We start from the raw sequence: 22,578 nt of genomic DNA, 5'->3' as shown, positions 1-22,578 counted from the left end.
AATGCTTCGGCAGCCGCGCATAACAGCAAAGAGATGCGAAAGCGGTCCTGGTTTTCCGGGAACGCACCTAACTGAAAGAGAGTCAGGCGACATGGCGGGACAGAAGATCCGCATCCGGCTGAAGTCATATGACCACGAGGTCATTGATGTTTCGGCCCGGAAGATCGTTGAGACGGTCACGCGCGCAGGCGCAACGGTAGTCGGCCCGGTGCCGCTGCCCACGGAGAAGAACGTGTACTGCGTTATTCGTTCTCCCCACAAGTACAAGGACAGCCGTGAGCACTTCGAAATGCGTACTCACAAGCGTCTGATCGACATCATCGACCCCACGCCGAAGGCTGTCGATTCGCTCATGCGTCTCGACCTGCCGGCTGACGTGAACATCGAAATCAAGCTCTGAGGGAGGTGCTGAGAAAACTATGACCGCAACCCGCAATGTTAAGGGCCTGCTGGGCACGAAGCTCGGCATGACCCAGGTCTGGGACGAGAACAACAAGCTCATCCCCGTCACTGTCGTCCAGGCTGACTCCAACGTCGTCACCCAGCTGCGCAACGCTGAGAAGGACGGCTACACCGCGGTTCAGATCGGCTTCGGCCAGATCGACCCGCGCAAGGTCACCAAGCCGCTCGCCGGCCACTTCGAGAAGGCCGGTGTCACCCCGCGCCGTCACGTCGTCGAACTGCGCACCGCTGACGCCGAGAGCTACGAGCTCGGCCAGCAGCTCTCCGTGGAGGTCTTCGAGGCCGGTCAGAAGATCGACGTCGTCGGAACCACCAAGGGTAAGGGCTTCGCCGGTGTCATGAAGCGTCACGGCTTCCACGGTGTCGGTGCCTCTCACGGTGCTCACAAGAACCACCGCAAGCCCGGTTCCATCGGTGGCGCCTCCACCCCGAGCCGCGTCTTCAAGGGCCTGAAAATGGCCGGCCGCATGGGCGCCGCGCGTCACACCACGATGAACCTCACGGTTCACGCGGTCGACGCCGAGAAGTCGCTGCTCCTGATCAAGGGTGCCGTTCCCGGTGCCCGCGGCTCGGTCGTCCTCGTACGCACCGCCGTGAAGGGAGCCTAATTCCATGGCTAACACCATCAAGGTTGACCTGCCCGCCGAGATCTTCGACGTCCAGACCAACGTGCCCCTGCTGCACCAGGTCGTCGTCGCGCAGCTCGCCGCTGCTCGTCAGGGCACTCACAAGACCAAGACCCGCGGTGAAGTCGCCGGTGCCGGTCGCAAGCCGTTCAAGCAGAAGGGCACCGGCCGCGCTCGTCAGGGTTCCGTCCGTGCTCCTCACATGACCGGTGGTGGCATCGTCCACGGCCCGACCCCGCGTGACTACAGCCAGCGCACCCCCAAGAAGATGAAGGCCGCCGCTCTCCGTGGTGCCCTCTCCGACCGCGCTCGCAACGGTCGCATCCACGTGGTGGAGTCCCTGGTCGCCGGCACCACGCCGTCCACCAAGGAAGCCATCGCCACGCTGAAGGCGATCTCCGACCGTAAGAACCTGCTCGTGGTGATCGACCGCGCCAACGATCTTGCCGCACTGTCCGTGCGCAACATCGTCGAGGTTCACGTGCTCTACGTCGATCAGCTCAACACCTACGATGTGCTGATCTCCGACGACGTGATCTTCACCAAGGCCGCTTTCGACGCTTTCGTTGCCGGTAAGGACAACAAGACCGTGGAGGAAGCCAAGTGAGCGCAGTCTTCGACAAGGACCCGCGTGACGTCATCCTGGCGCCCGTGGTCTCCGAAAAGAGCTACGGCCTGATCGACGAGGGTCAGTACACCTTCCTGGTGGACCCCCGCTCGAACAAGACCGAGATCAAGCTGGCCGTGGAGAAGATCTTCTCCGTCAAGGTCGACACGATCAACACCATCAACCGTGCCGGTAAGCGCAAGCGCACCAAGTTCGGATGGGGTCAGCGCAAGAGCACCAAGCGTGCGATTGTCACCCTGAAGGACGGCACCATCGACATCTTCGGCGGTCCGCTCGCGTAGCGGAGACCACTTTAACGAGGAATAAATTATGGCAATCCGCAATTACAAGCCGACCACCCCGGGCCGTCGTGGCTCGAGCGTGGCCGACTTCAGCGAAGTAACTCGCTCGACTCCGGAAAAGTCGCTGCTGCGTCCGCTCACCAAGAGCGGTGGCCGCAACAACACCGGTCGCATCACCACCCGTCACAAGGGTGGCGGGCACAAGCGCCAGTACCGCGTGATCGACTTCCGTCGTCACGACAAGGACGGCGTGAACGCCAAGGTCGCTCACATCGAGTACGACCCGAACCGTACCGCCCGTATCGCCCTGCTCCACTTCGTGGACGGCACCAAGCGTTACATCATCGCCCCCAACAAGCTCTCCCAGGGCGACATCGTTGAGTCGGGTCCGAACGCTGACATCAAGCCGGGCAACAACCTGCCGCTGCGCAACATCCCCGTCGGTACCGTGATCCACGCTGTGGAGCTGCGTCCGGGTGGCGGTGCCAAGATGGCCCGCTCCGCCGGTGCCTCCATCCAGCTGGTCGCCAAGGAAGGCCGCTTCGCTCAGCTGCGCCTGCCTTCCGGTGAGGTCCGCAACGTCGACGTGCGCTGCCGCGCCACCGTCGGCGAGGTCGGCAACGCCGAGCAGTCGAACATCAACTGGGGCAAGGCCGGCCGTATGCGCTGGAAGGGCGTCCGCCCGACCGTGCGTGGTGTGGCCATGAACCCGGTCGACCACCCGCATGGTGGTGGTGAAGGCAAGACTTCTGGTGGCCGTCACCCGGTCAACCCGAACGGCAAGCCTGAGGGTCGCACCCGCCGCCCCAACAAGGAAAGCGACAAGCTCATTGTGCGTCGTCGTCGTACCGGCAAGAACAAGCGATAGGAGCCTGGAAACATGCCACGCAGCCTGAAGAAAGGTCCTTTCGTTGACCAGCACCTCTTCGTGAAGGTCGCCAAGGAGAACGAAAAGGGCACCAAGAACGTCATCAAGACGTGGTCCCGTCGCTCGATGATCATCCCGGACATGCTGGGTCACACGATCGCCGTGCACGACGGACGCAAGCACGTGCCGGTTTTCATCACGGAGTCGATGGTCGGGCACAAGCTCGGCGAATTCGCCCCGACGCGGACTTTCCGCGGCCACGTGAAGGACGACCGCAAGGGCAAGCGCCGCTAAGGCGCCTGACCTCGGTCTTAAGACGAGAGAAGGAAAGCAATGGAAGCCAAGGCTATTGCGCGTCACATCCGCGTAACGCCTATGAAGGCCCGGCGCGTCGTCAACCTTGTTCGTGGCAAGCAGGCGAATGAGGCTCTGGCGATCCTGAAGTTTGCCCAGCAGGCAGCTTCGGAGCCGGTCTACAAGGTTGTTCAGTCCGCCATCGCCAACGCCCGCGTCCTCGCGGACCGCGACGGTGTGGCGTTCGACGAGAACGATCTGTTCATCAGCGAGGCGTTTGTTGATGAGGGTCCGACCATGAAGCGGTTCCAGCCGCGTGCTCAGGGTCGTGCCTTCCAGATCAAGAAGCGCACCAGCCACATCACCGTGGTTGTCGCTACCCCGGAGAACGAGGAGGCCCGCTAAGTGGGACAGAAAGTAAACCCGAACGGGTTCCGACTCGGCATCACCACCAACCACATCTCGCACTGGTTCGCCGACAGCAACAAGCCCGGTCAGCGCTACAAGGACTTCGTTCGTGAGGACGTCAAGATCCGTGAGCTCATGACCACCGGCATGGAGCGCGCAGGCATCGCCAAGGTCGAGATCGAGCGCACCCGTGACCGTGTGCGTGTGGACATCCACACCGCCCGCCCGGGTATCGTCATCGGCCGCCGTGGTGCTGAAGCCGACCGCATCCGCGGCGAGCTGGAGAAGCTCACGGGCAAGCAGGTTCAGCTGAACATCCTCGAGGTCAAGAACCCCGAGATCGAGGCTCAGCTTGTCGCTCAGGGCATCGCCGAGCAGCTCTCTTCCCGCGTGGCGTTCCGCCGTGCGATGAAGAAGGCCATGCAGTCCGCGCAGCGCGCCGGCGCCAAGGGCATCCGTGTCGCTTGCTCCGGTCGTCTGGGTGGCGCTGAAATGTCCCGCTCGGAGTTCTACCGTGAGGGTCGCGTGCCGCTGCACACCCTGCGCGCCAACATCGACTACGGCTTCTACGAGGCCAAGACCACCTTCGGCCGCATCGGCGTGAAGGTCTGGATCTACAAGGGCGATGTGACCGCCAAGGAGCTTGCCGCCCAGCAGGCTGCAGCCCCGTCCCGTGGCCCCCGTGGTGGGGACCGCGCCGGTCGCCCCGGTGGCGAGCGTCGCCGTCGTAACGACCGCCCGGCCGCCGACGCAGCTCCGGCTGCTCCGGCTGCCGAGGCCGCAGAAGGAGGACAGGCTTAAATGCTGATCCCACGTCGAGTCAAGCACCGTAAGCAGCACCACCCGGGTCGTTCCGGCGCTGCCACCGGTGGCACCGCGGTCACCTTCGGTGAGTTCGGTATCCAGGCGCTGACCCCGGCCTACGTGACGAACCGTCAGATTGAATCTGCACGTATCGCCATGACCCGTCACATCAAGCGTGGCGGTAAGGTCTGGATCAACATCTACCCGGACCGCCCGCTGACCAAGAAGCCCGCCGAAACCCGCATGGGTTCCGGTAAGGGTTCCCCCGAGTGGTGGGTCGCCAACGTCAAGCCGGGACGAGTTCTCTTTGAACTCTCCGGTGTGAACGAAGAGGTGGCACGCGAGGCCCTGCGCCTGGCAATCCACAAGCTCCCGTTGAAGGCGCGCATCGTGCGTCGCGAAGGTGGTGAATGAGAATGGCAGTTGGATCCAAGGATCTGGCCCCGGCACAGCTGGACGGGCTCGACAGCGAGCGCCTCGTTGCTGAGCTCCGCAAGGCCAAGGAGGAACTGTTCAACCTGCGTTTCCAGTCCGCCACTGGTCAGCTGGAGAACCATGGTCGTCTGAAGTCCGTGAAGCGCGACATCGCTCGCATCTACACGGTTCTGCGTGAGCGCGAGCTGGGCATTCGCCCGGAGCCCGCTCCCGTGGTCGAGGCCAAGGAAGAGAAGAAGGCCAAGAAGGCTTCCAAGAAGGCTGAGGCGGCTGAGGTTGCCGAGACCGAGGAGGACGCCAAGTGAGTGAAAAGGATCAGAACGTGACGGAAGCCACTGCGCAGCAGCGCGGTTACCGCAAGACGCGTCGCGGTTACGTGGTCTCCGACAAGATGGAGAAGACCATCGTCGTCGAGGTCGAGGACCGCGTGAAGCACGCTCTGTACGGCAAGGTCATCCGCCGCACGTCCAAGATCAAGGCTCACGACGAAGAGAACACCGCCGGCATCGGCGACCTGGTTCTCCTCGCCGAGACCCGCCCGCTCTCCGCCACCAAGCGCTGGCGCCTGGTGGAGATCCTCGAGAAGGCCAAGTAAGCCTTCCTCAGGACTCCACGGAGCACAGCCTCTGCAGAGCACAGTGTTGACAGAGCACTGTGTTGACGGAGCACCGTGAAGACCCCCGTTCCCGCCCAGGGAACGGGGGTCTTCCGCTTAACGTCGGACGGCGCCGGTATTCTGTGATCAGCCGTGCGGGGGAGCGCTCCGCGCAGGCCCATGATCCCAGATCCGAGAGGTGTCCCATGGAGCAGGAGCTGACCGTGACCGAGGGCCGTCATACCGCCGATTCACATGGCATGATCCGCGTGCGCGGCGCCCGGGAGAACAATCTGCGGGACGTCTCCGTGGATCTGCCCAAGCGCCGGATCACGGTTTTCACCGGAGTGTCCGGCTCGGGCAAGAGCTCGCTGGTGTTCGGCACCATCGCAGCGGAGTCGCAGCGCCTGATCAACGAGACCTACACCAGCTTCATCCAGTCGTTCATGCCGGCGCTGCCCCGCCCGGATGTGGATGAACTGGAGAACCTCTCTGCGGCGATCGTGGTCAACCAGGAGCGGATGGGGAGCAACTCGCGCTCCACCTTGGGGACCGTCACGGACACCCATGCCCTGCTGAGGATCGTCTTCTCCCGGGTGGGTGTGCCGAGCGCCGGCCACGCCGGGAGGTATTCCTTCAACCTGGCTGAGGGCATGTGCCCCGAATGCGAAGGGGCGGGGGAGATCTCCGCCCTGGACGTGGACGTGCTCCTGGACCGCTCCAAATCGATCGCGCAGGGCGCCATTCAGGTGCCCGGGTTCAATGCCGACGGCTGGCTGGTCAGGATCGTGCTAGGCACCGGACGTTTCGACCCGGACCAACCGGTCCGGGACTTCGACGCGGAAACACTGGACTTTCTCCTGAATTCGCCGGCGGTCAAGGTCAAGATGGACAACGTCAACATGACGTACGTGGGCCTGGAGACCCGCATTCGGCAGAACTACCTGGCCGCCGGCAAGGAACCCAAACAGGCCAACGTCAAGGCGTTCCTGGAGCGTGCCGCCACTTTCGCGGTCTGCCCATCCTGCCAGGGCGGCCGGCTGAACCAGGACGCCCTGGCCAGCCGTATCGGGGGCAGGAACATCGCCGAGTGCGCCCAACTGCAGGTCTCCGATCTGATCGACTTCCTCGAAGGCGTGGACGCGCCGTCGGTGGCTCCTGTGATCGGCAACCTGCTGGGGTCCCTGCGTGCCCTGGTGGACATCGGCCTGGGCTATCTGAGCCTGGACCGGCCCTCCTCCACGCTGTCGGGAGGAGAGGCCCAGCGGGTCAAGATGGTACGTCACCTGGGATCACCGCTCAGCGACGTCACCTACGTCTTCGACGAACCTACCGTGGGCCTGCACCCGCATGACATCGCCCGGATGAACGAGCTCCTGAAGAGCCTGAGGGACAAGGGCAACACCATCCTGGTGGTGGAGCACAAGCCCGAGGTCATGGCCATCGCGGACCACATCGTCGACATCGGGCCGAAGGCGGGCATCCACGGCGGTGAGATCGTGTTCCAGGGAACCTTCCAGGAACTCTCCGGTGCGGAGACACTGACCGGGCAGCACGTCGGAACGAGGGTGCCGTTCAAGAGCACGCTCCGCTCCGGCACCGGGGCATTGGAGATCCGAGGCGCCTCCACCCACAATCTCCGCAAGGTCGATGTGGACGTTCCCACGGGGCTCCTCTGCGCCGTGACCGGGGTGGCGGGTTCCGGCAAGAGCTCCCTCATCCACGGGTCCCTGGCCAAGCGGGAGGGCGTGCATGTGGTGGATCAGTCCGCGATCCGCGGGTCCCGCCGCTCCAACCCTGCCACGTACACGGGGGCTCTGGACCACATCCGTGCGGCCTTCGCCAAGGCCACCGGGACCAAGCCCTCGCTCTTCTCCGCCAACTCCGAAGGGGCGTGCCCCAGCTGCAAGGGCGCCGGCGAGATCTTCACGGAGATCCCCGGCATGGCGCCCGTGGGCACGGTCTGCGAGGACTGTGGCGGCAAATGCTTCACGGACGAGGTCTTGGAGTACCGGATGAACGGCCTGAACATCTACGAGGTCATGCGGCTGAGCGTCGAGGAGGCGCTGGAGCAGCTCGCGGTACCGAAGGCGAAGCCCATCCTCCAGCGGCTCGCCCAGGTGGGCCTCGGGTACATCACGCTCGGCCAGTCGCTCTCCACCCTCTCCGGCGGCGAACGCCAGCGCATCAAGCTGGCCACTCACATGGGCAGCGACGCCGGCGTCTTCATCCTGGACGAACCGACCACGGGCCTGCACCTGGCCGACGTAGAGAACCTGCTGGCGCTGCTGGACCAGCTGGTGGACGAAGGCAACACGGTGGTGGTGATCGAGCATCACCTCGGTGTGGTGGCGCACGCGGACTGGGTCATCGACATGGGTCCGGGCGCGGGACACGACGGCGGCATGGTGGTTTTCGAAGGCACCCCGGAGCAGCTCGCGGCGTCCGGCAGCCTCACCGGCCGGTACTTGAAGGAGTACGTCGCCTGAGCCGCCCCACGGGCGGGGTTCCTTGACGGACCGCCCGATCCTGGGTTATTGCGAGCTGTGATAGGATATTGAGCTTGTATGGGTGCGTCATGCGCCCGGACAAATCCTCGTGAAACTTTCGTGCCAGCGCATACTGCCTCAGGGCCGGTCCCCGGCCAAGGGGGCCCAGATGCGCCTGGAACGGAGGTTCAACCCTGTTCTGGCAAAATCCAGGCAGGGCAGAGACACCCCAGTAACCGTTCCGCAAGGCTCGCGCTGTATGCAGTTTTTCAGCGTGGGAACCAGCGCGACGCAAGGAGTAAACATTGATTCAGCAGGAGTCGCGGCTTAAGGTCGCCGACAACACGGGTGCCAAGGAAATCCTCACCATCCGTGTTCTCGGTGGATCGGGCCGCCGCTACGCAAGCATCGGCGACGTCATCGTCGCCACCGTCAAGGACGCGATCCCTGGCGGAAACGTCAAGAAGGGCGACGTCGTCAAGGCCGTCGTCGTTCGCACCCGTAAGGAGCGCCGTCGTCCGGACGGTTCCTACATCAAGTTCGATGAGAACGCAGCCGTCATCCTGAAGAACACGGACGGGGAGCCCCGCGGCACCCGTATCTTCGGCCCGGTCGGCCGTGAGCTTCGCGACAAGAAGTTCATGAAGATCGTTTCTCTGGCCCCGGAGGTGCTGTAACTATGGGTGCAAAGATCAAGAAGGGCGATCTCGTCCAGGTCATCACCGGTGCCCGCCAGTCCCGTGGCGGAGACCGTGGCAAGCAGGGCAAGGTTCTGCGTGTGTTCCCGGAGACCAACCGTGTGCTCGTCGAGGGCATCAACCGCGTCACCAAGCACGTGAAGGCCGGCCAGACCCAGCGCGGCACCACCACCGGTGGTATCGAGCAGGTTGAGGCCCCGCTGCACATCTCCAACGTGGCACTCGTTGACCCGTCCACCAAGAAGCCCACCCGCGTCGGCTTCCGTGTCGAGAAGGTCGAGCGCAACGGCGTCGAGCGTGAAGTTCGCGTCCGCGTGGCCAAGGCCTCTGGGAAGGACATCTGATGACTGAGACTCTCGAGACCCCGGTGAAGATCGTCCCGCGTCTGAAGACCAAGTACGCCGAGAACATCAAGCAGTCCCTGCAGGATGAGTTCAAGTACGAGAACGTCAACCAGGTTCCGCGCCTCGTGAAGGTCGTCGTGAACATGGGTGTCGGCGACGCCGCCAAGGATTCCAAGCTCATCGAAGGCGCCGTGCGCGACCTGACCGCGATCACCGGTCAGAAGCCGCAGGTGACCAAGGCCCGTAAGTCCATCGCTCAGTTCAAGCTGCGCGAAGGCATGCCGATCGGTGCTCACGCCACCCTCCGTGGCGACCGCATGTGGGAATTCCTTGACCGTCTGGTCACCCTCGCACTGCCCCGTATCCGCGACTTCCGCGGCCTGAACGGCAAGCAGTTCGACGGTAACGGCAACTACACCTTCGGCCTCACGGAGCAGGTCATGTTCCACGAGATCGATCAGGATGCCATCGACCGCGTCCGCGGTATGGACATCACGGTTGTCACCACCGCGAAGACCGACGAGGAAGGCCGCGCGCTGCTCAAGCACCTCGGCTTCCCGTTCAAGACCGAAGACTAATCACTACGTAGAAGGTCCACCGGCTCAGCCGGGGGAAACCAGTACGAGGAAGGGCAAGAGCCCACATGACTATGACTGATCCTGTCGCAGACATGCTCACGCGTCTGCGCAATGCAAACTCGGCACACCACGACACCGTGTCCATGCCGTACTCCAAGCTGAAGGCCCGCATCGCCGACATCCTGAAGTCCGAGGGTTACATCTCGGAGTGGAAGGAAGAGGAAGCACGCGTTGGCAAGACGCTGACCATCACCCTGAAGTTCGGTCCGAGCCGCGAGCGTTCCATCGCTGGCGTCCGCCGTATCTCCAAGCCCGGTCTCCGCGTTTACGCGAAGTCCACCAACCTGCCGCACGTGCTGGGTGGCCTGGGCATCGCTATCCTGTCCACCTCTTCCGGCCTCCTGACTGACAAGCAGGCCGGCAAGAAGGGCGTGGGCGGCGAAGTCCTCGCTTACGTCTGGTAACGGGAAAGGAAGAGAAGAATGTCGCGTATTGGACGTCTCCCCATCACCGTTCCGGCTGGCGTTGAGGTCAACATCGACGGCGCCGTTGTCACCATCAAGGGTGCCAAGGGCGAACTGAGCCACACCGTGGCCAGCCCCATCGAGGTCGCTCTCGAGGAGAGCACCCTGACGGTCACCCGTCCCAACGACGAGCGCGTTGCTCGTTCGCTGCACGGCCTGACCCGTACCCTGCTCGCCAACATGATCGAAGGCGTGACCAAGGGTTACGAGAAGAAGCTGGAAATCGTCGGCACCGGTTACCGTGTGCAGGCCAAGGGTTCTGACCTGGAGTTCGCTCTGGGCTACAGCCACCCGGTCAACATCGTGGCTCCGGCCGGCATCACCTTTGCGGTGGAAGGCCCGACCAAGTTCTCTGTTGCCGGCATCGACAAGCAGCAGGTGGGCGAGGTTTCCGCCAACATCCGCAAGCTGCGCAAGCCCGACCCCTACAAGGGCAAGGGTATCCGTTACGCCGGCGAGGTCATCCGCCGCAAGGTCGGAAAGGCTGGTAAGTAACCATGGCCATCAGCATCAACAAGAAGCGCAACAGCAAGAACAAGAGCGCCTCCCGCGCTCGTCGTCAGCTGCGCATCCGCAAGCGGATCTCCGGTACCCCGGCCCGCCCGCGTCTGATTGTCAACCGCTCCGCCCGTCACGTGTTCGTGCAGGTCGTGGACGACACCATCGCCAAGACGCTGGCCTCTGCCTCCACCATGGAAGCCGAGCTGCGCTCCTTCGAGGGCGACAAGACCGCCAAGGCCAAGCGCGTCGGCGAGCTCGTCGCCGAGCGTGCCAAGGCAGCCGGTGTTGAGGCCGTGGTCTTCGACCGCGGTGGCAACAAGTACCACGGCCGTATCGCCGCCGTCGCCGACGGCGCTCGTGAAGGGGGCCTGGCACTGTGACCGAAGTGAACAACGAAAAGGAAACCCAGGTGTCTGAAGCTGCAGCTGCTGTTGCAACTGAAACCACTGAGGCTGCCGGCAACAACGACCGCCGTGGTGGTCGTCGTGGCGAGCGCGGCGAGCGTGGTGGCCGCGGCGAGCGTGGTGGCCGTGGTGGCCGCGACGCCCGTGAGGCCGAGAAGAACCAGTTCGTTGAGCGTGTTGTAACCATCAACCGTGTTGCCAAGGTGGTCAAGGGTGGCCGCCGCTTCAGCTTCACCGCCCTCGTGGTGGTCGGCGACGGCAACGGCATGGTCGGTGTCGGTTACGGCAAGGCCCGCGAAGTCCCCGCTGCCATCGCCAAGGGTGTGGAAGAGGCCAAGAAGTCCTTCTTCCGCGTCCCGCGCGTCGGCAGCACCATCCCGCACCGCGTCCAGGGCGAGGCCGCCGCTGGTGTCGTCATGCTTCGTCCGGCTTCCCCGGGTACCGGTGTTATCGCCGGTGGTCCGGTCCGCGCCGTGCTCGAGTGCGTCGGCATCCACGACGTCCTCTCCAAGTCGCTGGGTTCCTCCAACGCCATCAACATCGTTCACGCGACCGTTGAGGCCCTGCGTCAGCTCGAGGAGCCGGCAGCCGTTGCCGCTCGTCGTGGCCTGCCGCTGGATGAGGTCGCTCCGGCCGCTCTGGTGCGTGCACTGAACGCTCCGAAGGCAGGTGCCTGAGCCATGGCAAAGAACCTGACCCCCTCCGACGCTCAGTTGGAGATCACCCAGATCAAGGGCGTCATCGGCGCCAAGCAGAACCAGCGGGACACCCTTCGCTCCCTCGGCCTCAAGCGCATCGGCCACACCGTGGTCCGCTCCGCTGATGCCGTGACCGTGGGCATGCTCAACACGGTTCCGCACCTCGTAGAGGTCAAGGAGGCGAAGTAATGACCGAGAAGAACACTGCTGAGGCTACTGAGAAGCAGCACGCTCTGAAGGTTCACCACCTGCGTCCTGCCGCTGGCGCCAAGACCGCCAAGACCCGTGTGGGTCGTGGTGAGGCGTCCAAGGGTAAGACCGCCGGTCGTGGCACCAAGGGCACCAAGGCGCGCTACCAGGTCAAGGCCGGCTTCGCCGGTGGCCAGCTGCCGCTGCACATGCGTCTGCCGAAGCTTCGCGGCTTCAAGAACCCGTTCCGTGTCGAGTTCCAGGTGGTCAACCTTGACCGCCTCGGCGAGCTCTTCCCGGAGGGTGGCACCGTGACGGTGGCCGATCTGGTCGCCAAGGGCGCGGTTCGCAAGAACCAGCCCGTCAAGGTGCTGGGCTCCGGCGAGATCACCGTCAAGGTCGATGTCACCGTGGACGCCTTCTCCGCCAGCGCTGCTGAGAAGATCCAGGCCGCCGGTGGTTCCATCACCGCTCTCTGAGAGCCGGAACCGCTGAACGCGCACTGAGAACTCCCGGAATCCGGACCATGGTCCGGATTCCGGGAGTTCAGTGCTTTCCCGCGCTGATTACTGGCGCGGCCATGACAACGGTTAGACTCGGGTGTCGGGTTCAACCAGGAATCCACCGCACTCCCAACCTCACACATCCTTCAGGAGGACGCTTGCTCAGCGCATTCGGCCGTGCCTTCCGGACACCTGACTTGCGGCGCAAGTTGCTGTTCACGCTTGGCATCGTCACGATCTTCCGCCTCGGCGCGTTCATCCCTGCACCGGGTGTGAGCTACAACAACGTGCAGCAGTGTCTGCAGCTGACCAAGAACAACACCAGCCTCCAGCAGATGGTGAACATGTTCTCCGGCGGCGCCTTGCTGCAGGTCTCCATCTTCGCGCTGGGCATCATGCCCTACATCACTGCCAGCATCATCGTTCAGCTGCTGCGCGTGGTGATCCCCCGGTTCCAGGAACTCTATGACGAGGGCGCGTCCGGTCAGACCAAGCTGACGCAGTATACGCGTTACCTCACGATCGCCCTGGGCCTCCTGAACGCGACCACGCTGGTTTCTTTGGCCCGCTCCGGTCAGCTGATGCAGGGCTGCACCGTGCCGTTGATCCCGGATTCCGGCATCGTGACCACCATTCTGCTGATCATCACGCTCACCGCGGGCACCGGCCTGATCATGTGGATGGGCGAGCTCGTGACGGAGAAGGGCATCGGCAACGGCATGTCGCTGCTGATCTTCACCTCCATCGCCGCCGGCTTCGTCCCGGCCATGAACGGCATCATCGGTGCCAAGGGCTGGGGCACCTTCCTGGCCGTGCTGGCCGTCGGTCTGGTGACCGTGGCGCTGGTGGTCTTCGTGGAGCAGTCGCAGCGCCGCATCCCGGTGCAGTACGCCAAGCGCATGGTGGGACGCCGCACGGTTGGCGGCACCACCACGTACATCCCGATCAAGGTCAACATGGCCGGTGTGATCCCCGTGATCTTCGCCTCGTCCATCCTGTACCTGCCCGCTCTGATCGCGCAGTTCAACACCCCCACGGACGGAAGCAACATCCCGGACTGGGTGGCCTGGGTCAACAACAACCTCACCAGGGGCGACCACCCGCTGTACATGGCGGTGTACTTCCTCCTGATCATCTTCTTCACCTACTTCTACGTGTCCATCACCTTCAACCCTGAAGAAGTGTCGGACAACATGAAGAAGTACGGTGGCTTCATTCCCGGGATCCGGGCCGGCAAGCCCACTGCGGACTACCTGCAGTACGTGCTGTCCAGGATCACCCTGCCAGGTGCGCTGTACCTCGGCATCGTTGCGCTCATCCCGCTGGTGGCACTGGTCCTCGTCCAGGCCAACCAGAACTTCCCGTTCGGCGGCACCTCGATCCTCATCATGGTCGGTGTCGGTCTGGAGACGGTGAAGCAGATTGACGCGCAGCTTCAACAACGGCACTACGAAGGGCTCTTGCGATGACAAGAATGCTGATCATTGGTCCCCCCGGCTCCGGCAAGGGAACCCAGGCCGAGCGGATTTCCGAGCGACTCGGTGTGGTGGCCATCTCCACGGGCGACATCTTCCGCGCCAACGTCAAGGGCGAAACCCCTCTGGGCCTGGAAGCGAAGCAGTACATGGACGCCGGGGACTTCGTCCCCGACTCCGTCACCAACCGCATGGTGCGTGACCGGCTCAGCCACGGCGATGTCGCCGACGGCTTCCTGCTGGACGGCTACCCGCGGACGGTGGCTCAGGTGGATGAGCTGGACGCCATCCTCTCTGAGACCCACACCAAGCTGGACGTCGTACTGCAGCTCACCGCGGACGACGAGGAACTGGTGTCCCGGCTCCTGGGCCGTGCGCTCGAGACCGGCCGCAGCGATGACAACGAGGCGGTCATCCGCCACCGGCTGGACCTCTACCACGGTCAGACCGAGGCCGTCGTGGCCAAGTACGCCGAGCGCGGGATCCTGCGCCGGGTGGACGGGATCGGCGGGATCGACGAGGTCACCGACCGCGTGATGGACGCCATCCGCGAGGCCGTGGCCGGCGAGACCACCTCAGCCTGAGAACCCCAGTCATGCCCCCGGAGATCTCCGGGGGCATGACTTTTTCAGTGACAGCGTCGAGAAGGCCGCCCGGCGGCCGGAGCGAAGGAACATCGTGGCACTTTACACACGCCAGATCGAATACAAGAGCAACGCCCAGATGCGCATCATGCAGGAGGCCGGCGAGCTTCTGAGCCGCGCCCTGGACGCCGCCGTCGCGGCTGTGGCGCCCGGTGTCACCACCGATGAACTCGACGCCGTCTTTGCCGAGGTCGTGGACGCCGCCGGCGCCCAGTACAACTTCCTGGGTTACCACGGCTACCCCAAGCACATCTGTGCCTCCGTCAATGACGAGGTGGTCCACGGAATCCCCGGCAACCGTGTCCTGGAACCTGGCGATGTGGTGAAGATCGACGGCGGCTGCATCGTGCGCGGCTGGAACGCCGACTCCGCCCGCACCGTCATCGTCGGCGAAGGCGATCCGGAGGACGTCCGGCTCTCCGAGATCACCCGCATGGCCATGTGGCACGGCATCGCGGCCCTGGCCACGGCGAAGTACGTGGGGGACATCGGGGACGCGATCGACGACTACGTCTCCGCCCAGCAGGGCAAACCCCTGGGAATCCTGGAGGACTACTGCGGGCACGGCATCGGTTCCCAGATGCACATGGCGCCGGACGTCCTGAACTACCGCAGCAAGCACCGCGGCCCCAAGGTCAAGCCGGGCATGTGCTTCGCGATCGAACCCATGCTGGTCCGCGGGGACATCGAGACCGTGACCCTGGAGGACGACTGGACCGTGGTGACCACGGACAGCTCGCGCGCCTCGCAGTGGGAGCACTCGGTGGCCGTCCACCGTCAGGGCATCTGGGTGCTCACCGCGCCCGACGGCGGAGCCTCCGAGCTGGAGAAGCTCGGCGTCACGGTGGTCCCCATCCCCGCCTGAGCAGCCCCTGGACAGCACGACGGCGGTCGGTCACCGAGAAAGGTGACCGACCGCCGTCGTCGTCTGGTCGATCAGGCTCAGGCGAGCGGGAAGCTCGGCGGCAGCAGCTCGTCCGTGGGGCGGTGCGCGTAGTCCGAGGTGCTCAGCGAGGCGATGTAGTGGTCCAGGAAGGCCTGGGCCCGCTCCTGGTAGTCGCTCGTGTCCACCGTGACGATCCCGCGGTCCTCCACGATGGTGCGTCCGGCCACCGCCACGCGGGTGATGTCGCGGCCATCGGCGTTCAGGACCAGGGTGCGGATCGGGTCGCCGTAGGGGCCGATGTGGGTTCCCGTGAGGTCCAGGACGAAGTAGTCGGCCTGTGCGCCGGGGGCCAGCCGGCCCAGGTCCGGGCGGCCCAGTGCCTCGGCCGGATCCAAGGTGGCGGAACGGAAGAGGTCGCCGGCCTGGGCACTGGCACGGTCTGCCGTGGACGTCTTGTGCATGGCCATCGCCAGGTCCAGGCCGCGGATCATGTTCGGCGGCGCGGAGTCGGTGCCCATGACGATGCGGACGCCCTTCTCCCGGTAGGAGTCGTAGTTGTCCAGCAGGCTGCCGTAGTGGGCGGCCGGGATGGGGCAGAAGATCACATTGGTCCCGGTCTCGGCGAGCAGCGCGACGTCGTCGCCGGTGCCGAACTCGGCCGGCATGTGGCGGTGTCCCGGCACGGTCCAGGCGTGCGGGATGAAGGTGCGCGGTGCCAGGAAGCCGATGGAGTACAGGTAAGGGATGGAGCGCAGGCCGGTGCGTTCCAGCATGACCTCCACCTCGGAGAGGCCCTGCGCGGCGTGCAGGCGGACCGGGATGCCGAGTTCGTCGGCGGCCTTGCGGGTCAGCTTCAGCGACTGCTCGGTCTGCGTCTCGATGCGGGCGGGCAGCAGGGCCGTACGGATCAGGCCGTTGGCGCGTCCCTCGTAGTCCTTGGAGAAGCGGATGGCGTCCTGCAGGCCGTCCAGGCCCTTCTGCTCGTCCTCGTGAAGGAGGACCTTCTCGCCGTCCGTGTACGGGACGTGGGTGCGGTAGCTCGGGCCGAGGTAGGCGCGGACTCCGATCGCCTCGACGGCCTCGGCGGTCATGGCCATGTCCTGGTAGTCCTCGCACCACTCGAGGTAGGACTCGGAGGAGATGGGCATGATGGTGGTGATGCCGTTGCGGACCAGCTGGGAGAGGGCGAATTCGCGGCGGAAGCGCGCCTCTTCGGGGGAGAAGACTGCGCCGTGGTCCTTCAGGTACTCCTCGGACCAGACCAGGCCGAGGCGGGTCGCCGGACCGTGCCAGGAGTCGAAGATGGCGTGGTCGATGTCCGCCAGGGCGTTCAGGTCGATGAAGCCGGGGGAGACGACCGAGAGGCCCGCATCGACGTCATTGTCGACGTGGCCTTCGTAGCCGCGGCCCACGAAGACGACCGTGCCGTCGTCATGGACCAGCTCGGCGTCCCGGAGGATGCGGTGGTCGCCGTCGGCGTAACCGATGACGAACGCGGCCTTGATGCGTGTGATCACTGAGTGCTCCTGAGGGTGTTCTGCTGCGTGGTTCAGGCCGGGGCCTGCTCCACGGGGGACTGGGTGAGGTCCGAAGTCTGGTTGTCCAGGATGGCGCCGGCCCGGAGCATGGCCTCCTGGGCCTGCTGGTCGCGGATGGCCTCGTAGAGGTCGTCGTGGTTGTCGTGCACGACGGCCGCGGCACGGTTGAGGCCGGCGCGGGATGTCCAGCCGCCTTCCGCACTGGAGGCCAGGGAGCCGTAGATCCCGGCGAGGAGCTGATTGTGCGAGGCCAGGACGATGGCGCGGTGGAAGTCGATGTCAGCGTCGCGGAACGCGACATCGTCACGCGCCGCGGCGGCGGCACGACGGCGGTCGAGTGCGTCCTCAAGGCGGGCCAGGTCGTCGTCGTCGCGCCTCTGGGCGGCGAGGGCGGCCGCCGGGATGTCCAGGCTGCGGCGGACCTCGATGGCCTCGTGCGGGTCCGCGCCCTGCAGGCCGCGCCGCAGCGCGATTTCGCTTTCGTTGACCGCGGCGACGAACGTCCCGTCGCCCTGGCGTGTGACGAGCAGCCCGGCGTGGACCAAGGCGCGCAGGGCCTCGCGGAGCGGCGCGCGGCTCAGTCCGAGTTCGCGGCCGAGTTCCGGTTCGGGCGGGATCCGGTCTCCCAGGCCCCATTCGCCTCGCCGGATCCGCAGGCGGATGTCATCAATGGCTTCCTCGACCACGCTCCTCCGGGGCTGTGCCATCATGTCTCCTCCTTGGCGGCTCGAGTGGGATCCCACACGGGTGTGAACGAAGCTTCTCACGGAGTGCGCCGAAAATCCACCCTTTCATAAGACGTCTGACGGGTGTACCGTGGCGGACATGACCCAGATCACATCAGTTCAGCCCGGGTCCGGCGTCGAAGACGGCGCCGTGTCCCCTCAGATCCGGATCGGTGCGCAGTTCACCCGCTATCCGGAACTCGAGGACCAGCCTCTCATCGAATCCCTTCACACTGCTGTAACAGACGGATTCCAACTGGTTGTCCTGAACAACATCGCCGCTGAACTCGCCGCGGACGGGCCCGACGGCCTGGACGAGGTGGCGGCGGAAGCCGCCGGCGCGGGAACCGAACTCCAGCTGGGCCTCGGCTGCGCCGGGCCGTTCGGCGACCCGCAGACCCTGCGGGCCTCGCTGCGTCAGGCGATGAACCGCGGCCTGGAACTCGGCATCCGCGAGTTCTTCGTGTACACGCGCTCCGAGCGCGACGGAGGGATGGAAGCGGGACGCTTCCTGGACCACCCGGCACAGCTGCGGAACATCCTGGCCACGCTGAACGCCATCGCCCCCGAGGCGGAGGCCGCCGGCGCCCGCATCAACGTGAAGACCCATGAAGACCTGGCCTCCGGCGAGGTGCTCGCCCTCGTGGAGCGGCTGGACCCCGCCGTGTTCGCCATCGGCCTCGACGTGGCCAATCTGGTGGTCCGGGGGGAGGACCCGCAGGCCGTGGCACAGAAGCTGGGCCCCCGCATCAGGATGACCCACCTGGAAGACCTGGTCCTGTTCCCCGTGCCGGACGGTTACCGCCGAAGGCTCCGCGCCGTCGGTGAGGGCGTCCTGGACTGGAACACCCTGCTCGGCACGCTGCTGGACGCGGGGGTCCGGGACTTCACCCTGGAACAGCACCGGGGCCGTTTCGACACCCCCGTCTTCGACCGCTCGTGGTTCGCCCATGAGCCCCACCTCGATGCCGCAGACCTCGGGCAGCTGGCCCGCCTCGGCGTCCTCACCCACGACGGCGCCGCCCAGGGCCGCTTCCCGGTCCTGCAGGACTGGGACGAGGAGCCCACCCCGGGCGAGCGCCGACGCCAAATGCTCCACAGCACCGCCACCCTGCGGAGCGTCCTCACATCGATCGGTGCCACCGTGGCCTCCCCGTCCACGGTCCTCTCCCGGGAGGAAGGAAAACAATGACCGCCGTCGCAGTCACCCCCGCCTCGCCCGCCAGGAGCCGTCCCATCAGGAGCTTCCTGAAGCGCGACGCCGCCCTGACCCTGACCTTGTCCCTGCTGGCAGCCCTCATCCTGCTCACGCTCATCGGCCCGTTCCTGTGGCGCGTGGCGCCGGATGACATCAACCTCTCCGCCGTGCTACAGCCGCCCAGTGTGGCCCACCCCATGGGCACAGACGACACCGGACGCGACGTGCTCGCCCGCTTCCTCGCCGGCGGACGCACCTCCATGCTGGCCGGCCTGGGCATCGCGCTGATCGGCGCCGTCGTCGGCTGTGTGACCGCACTGCTCGCCGGCTCCATGCGCGGCTGGGTGGACACCGTCTTCACCTGGCTGACCAACTCCATCCTCTGCTTCCCGGCCATCCTGCTGGCCATGGCCATCGCCATGGCGCTGCAGCCCGGCGTGACGGCGGCCGTGATCGGCCTGTCCCTGCACTCCTTCCCCTGGTACATGCGCACCCTGCGCGGTGAGGTCATGCGCCTCTACGGGCAGGACTTCATCCGGTCCACCACGGCCCTGGGCGCCCACCCCGGCCGTGTCCTGTTCCGCCACGTGTTCCCGCACCTGGTGCCCATCATGATCCTGCAGATGGCCGCCGTCTTCGGCGCGGCCGTCCTGTCCCTCGCGGCCCTCGGCTTCCTCGGCCTGGGCGCCCAGCCGCCCACCGCCGAGTGGGGCGAGATGATCACCGAAGGGCAGCAGTTCTTCCTGACCGGCCAGTGGTGGATCGCCGGCTTCCCGGGCCTCGGCCTGCTGGTGGCCGTCACCCTGACCACCCTGATCGCCGACCGTGCGCGTGAGGTCCTGGACCCGCGCGGCGAATTCACCCAGGCAAAGTGAGGCCTGACGATGCTCAGCACCATTCTCAAGAAACTCGGCGTCTCCGTGGCCACCATCTTCGGTGCCTCCCTGTTCGCCTTCATCCTCCTGCGCAAAGTCCCGGGCGACCCGGCCCGGGCGATCGCCGGAGACACCGCCACCCCGGAGACCATCGCGGCACTCCGCAAGTCCATGGGCCTGGATGAGAACATCCTCGTCCAGTACGGCAAGTACATGGAGTCGATCTTCCGCGGCGACTTCGGCTTCTCCTACAGCACCGGCACCCCGGTGGGCACGCTGCTCTCCCAGCGCCTTCCCGCCACCCTGGAACTCGGCCTGCTCTCCGTGATCATCGCGATCGGCGCCGCGGTCCTGACCGCGGGGATGGCCGTCTACTCTCGGCGCCGCTGGCCGGACAAGGCCCTGAGGATCTCCTCCTCGCTGGCCATGGGCTCCCCGCCCTTCTGGATCGCCCTGCTGGCCCTGATGGTCCTCTCCATCCAGTTCGGGATCTTCCCCGGGCCGGAAGGACGCCTCTCGCCCGGTGTGATCAAGCCTCCCGCCGTCACCGGCCTGTTCACCATCGACTCCCTGCTCGCAGGACAGTGGGCCACCTTCGGCAACGCCCTGTGGCACCTGGTCCTCCCCGCCGCGGTGGTGGCGCTGGGACCGTTCGCCTTCCTGAGCCGGCTGTACCGAAATCAGCTGCGAGGAACCCTGCGCGAGACGTTCGTGACCGTGGCCCGGAGCCATGGCCTGCGCCGCTTCCCGGTCTTCAACCGGCACGTCGCCCCGCACGGACTCCTGTCCCTGCTGCCTGCCGCTTCCCTCCTCTTCGCCGACCTCCTGGCCGGCAGCCTCCTGGTGGAGAAGGTCTTCGGCTGGCCCGGCGTCGGGTCCATGACGGCCGACGCGATCATCCAGAAGGACTTCGCCGTGGTCCAGGCCGTGCTGCTGCTGGCAGCCATCCTTTACGTGGTGGTCACCCTGCTGGCAGACGTCCTCATGGCCGCCGCCGATCCCCGCACCCGAGTAGGAGCACGCTGATGTCACACGCATCCCTTCCTCTGCTGAGCCCCCGGCCCGCGTCCCCGGACGAGGCCCCCGTGCTCGCGGTCCGGGGCCTGCGCACCGACTTCGAGGCCCGGACCGGCACCGTCCACGCGGTACGGGACGTGACCTTCGACGTCCGCAAAGGCCAGCGCCTGGCCATCGTGGGAGAGTCCGGTTCCGGCAAGTCCGCCCTGGCCATGTCCCTGGTGGGCCTGGTGCCGCCGCCCGGCCGCGTGGTGGGTGGCAGCATCTCCCTCAACGGCAAGGAGCTGGTGGGCCTGGACGACAATGGGATGTCCCAGGTCCGTGGCCGGGACATCGGCCTGGTCTTCCAGGACCCCATGGCGGCCCTGGATCCGCTGCGGACCATCGGGAGCCAGTTCGTGGAGACCATCCGCGTCCACCAGGACGTCTCCGTCAGGACGGCCCGGAAAATGGCTTGCGAGCTGCTCGCCGAGGTGGGCGTCAACGATCCCGCCCGCCGGATCGCAGACTACCCGCACCAGTACTCCGGCGGCATGCGCCAGAGGGTGCTGATCGCCATGGCCATCGCCAACGACCCCGCCGTCGTGATCGCGGACGAACCGACCACCGCGCTGGATGTCACCACCCAGGCCCAGGTCCTGGACCTGCTGGCGAAGATCTGCGATGAGCGCGGCAATGCGCTGATCATGATCACCCACAACCTCGGCATCGTCGAGGAGCTCTGCGACAGCGTCAACGTGATGTACGCGGGGCGCTTCGTGGAGAGCACCAGCGCCCGGAGCCTCTTCGAGACCCCGGCCCACCCGTACTCCCAGGCGCTGCTGGACTGCGTCATCGACCCGGCCACCACCCGGCGCGGCGCCATGCCGGCCATCCCGGGGTCCCCGCCGGACCTCTCCGTGGACGAGCCCGGCTGCCCGTTCGCCCCGCGTTGCCCCATCGGCCGCAACGAACCCCGTTGCGCCACCGAACGGCCGGAACCGCGCACCCTGTCCACCGGCGCCGTCGTCCGCTGCCACTTCGCCAGCGACATCACCGGAGGTGAAGCATGAGCACCGCACACGAGCCGCTCCTGAAAGTGGAGAAGCTGAACAAGTCCTACGGCCGGGGGATGAGCACCAAGAACCGGGTCCAGATCCTGCACGACGTCTCCTTCGAACTGCGCAGGGGCCAGACCCTGGGCCTGGTGGGGGAGTCCGGCAGCGGGAAGTCCACCACGGCGTCCTGCGTCATGGGCCTCACCGGGGCGGACAGCGGGCTGATCGAGTTCGACGGCGTGGACCTCACCAAGCTGAAGAAGGCGGAGATGCGCCGCATGCGGCGCCGCATCCAGATGGTCTTCCAGGACCCCAACGGCTCCCTTGACCCGCGCTTCACCGTGGCCGATCTGGTGGAGGAACCGCTCATCATCCACGGCGCCTCCGACTCGGCCGAGCGCTCGCGGAGGGTGGAGGAGGTGCTGGACCGCGTGGGCATCACCGTCAAACAGGCTCAGCGCTACCCTTTCGCCTTCTCCGGCGGCCAACGGCAGCGCATCGCCATCGCCCGGGCCCTGGTGCTCAAACCGGACCTGGTGGTCCTGGACGAGCCCGTCAGCGCCTTGGACGTCTCCATCCAGGCGCAGGTCCTCAACCTGCTCAGTGATCTGCAGGACGAGCTGGGTCTGACCTACCTGTTCATCGTCCACGACCTGGCGGTCGCCCGGCTCATGAGCCACGACATCGCCGTGATGAACGGGGGCCGGATCGTGGAGGCCGGTACCTCCACCGAGGTCTTCGAGAACACCTCCCACCCGTACACCCGAGCCCTGCTGGACGCCGTCCCCGGCGCCCGGCGCCGCGCCAAGGCGCTCGCCGCCGCCGGCGACGGCCCGTCCCAGGAAGGACTGTGA

The 22,578-nt window shown here is 65.8% G+C and carries 31 protein-coding genes; 29 read left to right on the top strand and 2 right to left on the bottom strand.

Annotated features, from left to right (window positions below):
- The first annotated feature begins 91 nt into the window (after positions 1 to 91).
- From rpsJ to map, 24 genes are all read left to right on the top strand, one after another.
- On the top strand, positions 92 to 400 hold the full coding sequence (gene rpsJ / locus Q9R02_RS13050; RefSeq protein ID WP_003803825.1) for a 30S ribosomal protein S10: 309 nt from the start codon (positions 92 to 94) through the stop codon (positions 398 to 400).
- A 19-nt stretch (positions 401 to 419) separates the two neighbouring features.
- Positions 420 to 1,070, top strand: coding sequence for a 50S ribosomal protein L3 (gene rplC / locus Q9R02_RS13045; protein ID WP_305997132.1), 651 nt, complete (start codon positions 420 to 422; stop codon positions 1,068 to 1,070).
- Positions 1,071 to 1,074: 4 nt separating this feature from the next.
- The gene (gene rplD / locus Q9R02_RS13040) at positions 1,075 to 1,695 is read left to right on the top strand and encodes a 50S ribosomal protein L4 (protein WP_305997131.1); all 621 of its coding nucleotides are present in this window, start codon (positions 1,075 to 1,077) and stop codon (positions 1,693 to 1,695) included.
- Entirely contained in the window at positions 1,692 to 1,997 is a 306-nt protein-coding gene (gene rplW / locus Q9R02_RS13035) for a 50S ribosomal protein L23 (protein WP_305997130.1), read from the top strand. Before rplD ends, rplW begins: the two co-directional genes overlap by 4 nt.
- Before the next feature lie 28 nt (positions 1,998 to 2,025).
- Positions 2,026 to 2,865: a 50S ribosomal protein L2 gene (gene rplB, locus Q9R02_RS13030; protein ID WP_305997129.1), complete on the top strand. Its 840-nt coding sequence runs from the start codon at positions 2,026 to 2,028 to the stop codon at positions 2,863 to 2,865.
- 12 nt (positions 2,866 to 2,877) lie between these two features.
- Positions 2,878 to 3,159, top strand: coding sequence for a 30S ribosomal protein S19 (gene rpsS / locus Q9R02_RS13025; RefSeq protein WP_066211549.1), 282 nt, complete (start codon positions 2,878 to 2,880; stop codon positions 3,157 to 3,159).
- Positions 3,160 to 3,198: 39 nt separating this feature from the next.
- Positions 3,199 to 3,564 carry a 50S ribosomal protein L22 gene (gene rplV, locus Q9R02_RS13020; RefSeq protein WP_305997128.1) on the top strand — a complete coding sequence of 122 codons (366 nt, stop codon included), beginning with the start codon at positions 3,199 to 3,201 and terminating at the stop codon, positions 3,562 to 3,564.
- On the top strand, positions 3,565 to 4,368 hold the full coding sequence (gene rpsC / locus Q9R02_RS13015; RefSeq protein WP_305997127.1) for a 30S ribosomal protein S3: 804 nt from the start codon (positions 3,565 to 3,567) through the stop codon (positions 4,366 to 4,368).
- A complete protein-coding gene (gene rplP, locus Q9R02_RS13010) occupies positions 4,369 to 4,785 on the top strand; it encodes a 50S ribosomal protein L16 (protein WP_305997126.1) in 417 nt (138 codons plus the stop codon). It begins immediately after the preceding gene.
- 2 nt (positions 4,786 to 4,787) lie between these two features.
- Entirely contained in the window at positions 4,788 to 5,111 is a 324-nt protein-coding gene (gene rpmC / locus Q9R02_RS13005) for a 50S ribosomal protein L29 (protein ID WP_305997125.1), read from the top strand.
- Positions 5,108 to 5,401 (top strand): 30S ribosomal protein S17, encoded by a 294-nt coding sequence (gene rpsQ, locus Q9R02_RS13000; protein ID WP_305997124.1) that lies wholly within the window; start codon positions 5,108 to 5,110, stop codon positions 5,399 to 5,401. Before rpmC ends, rpsQ begins: the two co-directional genes overlap by 4 nt.
- Before the next feature lie 206 nt (positions 5,402 to 5,607).
- Positions 5,608 to 7,890 (top strand): ATP-binding cassette domain-containing protein, encoded by a 2,283-nt coding sequence (locus Q9R02_RS12995; RefSeq protein WP_305997123.1) that lies wholly within the window; start codon positions 5,608 to 5,610, stop codon positions 7,888 to 7,890.
- A 305-nt stretch (positions 7,891 to 8,195) separates the two neighbouring features.
- Positions 8,196 to 8,567, top strand: a complete 372-nt coding sequence (gene rplN / locus Q9R02_RS12990; protein ID WP_305997122.1) for a 50S ribosomal protein L14 — start codon at positions 8,196 to 8,198, stop codon at positions 8,565 to 8,567.
- Between the two features lie 2 nt (positions 8,568 to 8,569).
- Complete coding sequence (gene rplX, locus Q9R02_RS12985) at positions 8,570 to 8,932, top strand: 50S ribosomal protein L24 (protein ID WP_305997121.1); 363 nt, start codon at positions 8,570 to 8,572, stop codon at positions 8,930 to 8,932.
- Entirely contained in the window at positions 8,932 to 9,510 is a 579-nt protein-coding gene (gene rplE, locus Q9R02_RS12980) for a 50S ribosomal protein L5 (protein ID WP_305997120.1), read from the top strand. Before rplX ends, rplE begins: the two co-directional genes overlap by 1 nt.
- A 65-nt stretch (positions 9,511 to 9,575) precedes the next feature.
- Entirely contained in the window at positions 9,576 to 9,974 is a 399-nt protein-coding gene (gene rpsH, locus Q9R02_RS12975) for a 30S ribosomal protein S8 (RefSeq protein ID WP_305997119.1), read from the top strand.
- An 18-nt stretch (positions 9,975 to 9,992) separates the two neighbouring features.
- A complete protein-coding gene (gene rplF / locus Q9R02_RS12970) occupies positions 9,993 to 10,529 on the top strand; it encodes a 50S ribosomal protein L6 (protein ID WP_305997118.1) in 537 nt (178 codons plus the stop codon).
- 2 nt (positions 10,530 to 10,531) lie between these two features.
- Positions 10,532 to 10,915 (top strand): 50S ribosomal protein L18, encoded by a 384-nt coding sequence (gene rplR / locus Q9R02_RS12965; RefSeq protein WP_305997117.1) that lies wholly within the window; start codon positions 10,532 to 10,534, stop codon positions 10,913 to 10,915.
- 29 nt (positions 10,916 to 10,944) lie between these two features.
- Complete coding sequence (rpsE, locus tag Q9R02_RS12960; protein WP_305997116.1) at positions 10,945 to 11,616, top strand: 30S ribosomal protein S5; 672 nt, start codon at positions 10,945 to 10,947, stop codon at positions 11,614 to 11,616.
- A gap of 3 nt (positions 11,617 to 11,619) precedes the next feature.
- Positions 11,620 to 11,826: a 50S ribosomal protein L30 gene (gene rpmD, locus Q9R02_RS12955; RefSeq protein WP_305997115.1), complete on the top strand. Its 207-nt coding sequence runs from the start codon at positions 11,620 to 11,622 to the stop codon at positions 11,824 to 11,826.
- Complete coding sequence (rplO, locus tag Q9R02_RS12950) at positions 11,826 to 12,305, top strand: 50S ribosomal protein L15 (RefSeq protein ID WP_305997114.1); 480 nt, start codon at positions 11,826 to 11,828, stop codon at positions 12,303 to 12,305. The genes rpmD and rplO overlap by 1 nt, the downstream gene beginning before the upstream one ends.
- Positions 12,306 to 12,487: 182 nt before the next feature.
- Complete coding sequence (gene secY, locus Q9R02_RS12945) at positions 12,488 to 13,798, top strand: preprotein translocase subunit SecY (protein WP_305997113.1); 1,311 nt, start codon at positions 12,488 to 12,490, stop codon at positions 13,796 to 13,798.
- Positions 13,795 to 14,388 (top strand): adenylate kinase, encoded by a 594-nt coding sequence (locus Q9R02_RS12940; protein WP_305997112.1) that lies wholly within the window; start codon positions 13,795 to 13,797, stop codon positions 14,386 to 14,388. The genes secY and Q9R02_RS12940 overlap by 4 nt, the downstream gene beginning before the upstream one ends.
- 94 nt (positions 14,389 to 14,482) lie before the next feature.
- The gene (gene map, locus Q9R02_RS12935; protein ID WP_305997111.1) at positions 14,483 to 15,313 is read left to right on the top strand and encodes a type I methionyl aminopeptidase; all 831 of its coding nucleotides are present in this window, start codon (positions 14,483 to 14,485) and stop codon (positions 15,311 to 15,313) included.
- Between the two features lie 77 nt (positions 15,314 to 15,390).
- Here map and Q9R02_RS12930 read toward each other — a convergent pair whose 3' ends face one another.
- Together Q9R02_RS12930 and Q9R02_RS12925 are read right to left on the bottom strand one after the other, a co-directional pair.
- Positions 15,391 to 16,851 carry a chlorohydrolase family protein gene (locus Q9R02_RS12930; protein WP_305997110.1) on the bottom strand — a complete coding sequence of 487 codons (1,461 nt, stop codon included), beginning with the start codon at positions 16,849 to 16,851 and terminating at the stop codon, positions 15,391 to 15,393.
- 32 nt (positions 16,852 to 16,883) lie between these two features.
- The gene (locus Q9R02_RS12925) at positions 16,884 to 17,582 is read right to left on the bottom strand and encodes a FadR/GntR family transcriptional regulator (RefSeq protein ID WP_305997109.1); all 699 of its coding nucleotides are present in this window, start codon (positions 17,580 to 17,582) and stop codon (positions 16,884 to 16,886) included.
- A gap of 115 nt (positions 17,583 to 17,697) precedes the next feature.
- On the opposite strand from Q9R02_RS12925, the gene Q9R02_RS12920 reads away from it, so the two are divergent.
- From Q9R02_RS12920 to Q9R02_RS12900, 5 genes are read left to right on the top strand one after another with little or no spacing between them, the layout of a single operon-like run.
- The gene (locus Q9R02_RS12920; RefSeq protein WP_305997108.1) at positions 17,698 to 18,789 is read left to right on the top strand and encodes a sugar phosphate isomerase/epimerase family protein; all 1,092 of its coding nucleotides are present in this window, start codon (positions 17,698 to 17,700) and stop codon (positions 18,787 to 18,789) included.
- A complete protein-coding gene (locus tag Q9R02_RS12915; RefSeq protein WP_305997107.1) occupies positions 18,786 to 19,670 on the top strand; it encodes an ABC transporter permease in 885 nt (294 codons plus the stop codon). The genes Q9R02_RS12920 and Q9R02_RS12915 overlap by 4 nt, the downstream gene beginning before the upstream one ends.
- A 9-nt stretch (positions 19,671 to 19,679) precedes the next feature.
- Complete coding sequence (locus Q9R02_RS12910) at positions 19,680 to 20,696, top strand: ABC transporter permease (RefSeq protein WP_305997106.1); 1,017 nt, start codon at positions 19,680 to 19,682, stop codon at positions 20,694 to 20,696.
- Complete coding sequence (locus Q9R02_RS12905; protein ID WP_305997105.1) at positions 20,696 to 21,739, top strand: ABC transporter ATP-binding protein; 1,044 nt, start codon at positions 20,696 to 20,698, stop codon at positions 21,737 to 21,739. Before Q9R02_RS12910 ends, Q9R02_RS12905 begins: the two co-directional genes overlap by 1 nt.
- The gene (locus Q9R02_RS12900) at positions 21,736 to 22,578 is read left to right on the top strand and encodes an ATP-binding cassette domain-containing protein (RefSeq protein WP_305997104.1); all 843 of its coding nucleotides are present in this window, start codon (positions 21,736 to 21,738) and stop codon (positions 22,576 to 22,578) included. Before Q9R02_RS12905 ends, Q9R02_RS12900 begins: the two co-directional genes overlap by 4 nt.

Origin of the sequence: Arthrobacter horti (assembly GCF_030731045.1) — a bacterium.
GTDB classification, from domain to species: Bacteria; Actinomycetota; Actinomycetes; order Actinomycetales; family Micrococcaceae; genus Arthrobacter_E; species Arthrobacter_E nanjingensis.
Note: the sequence above shows the minus strand (reverse complement) of the source record. Positions and strands in the feature narration are given on the sequence as shown.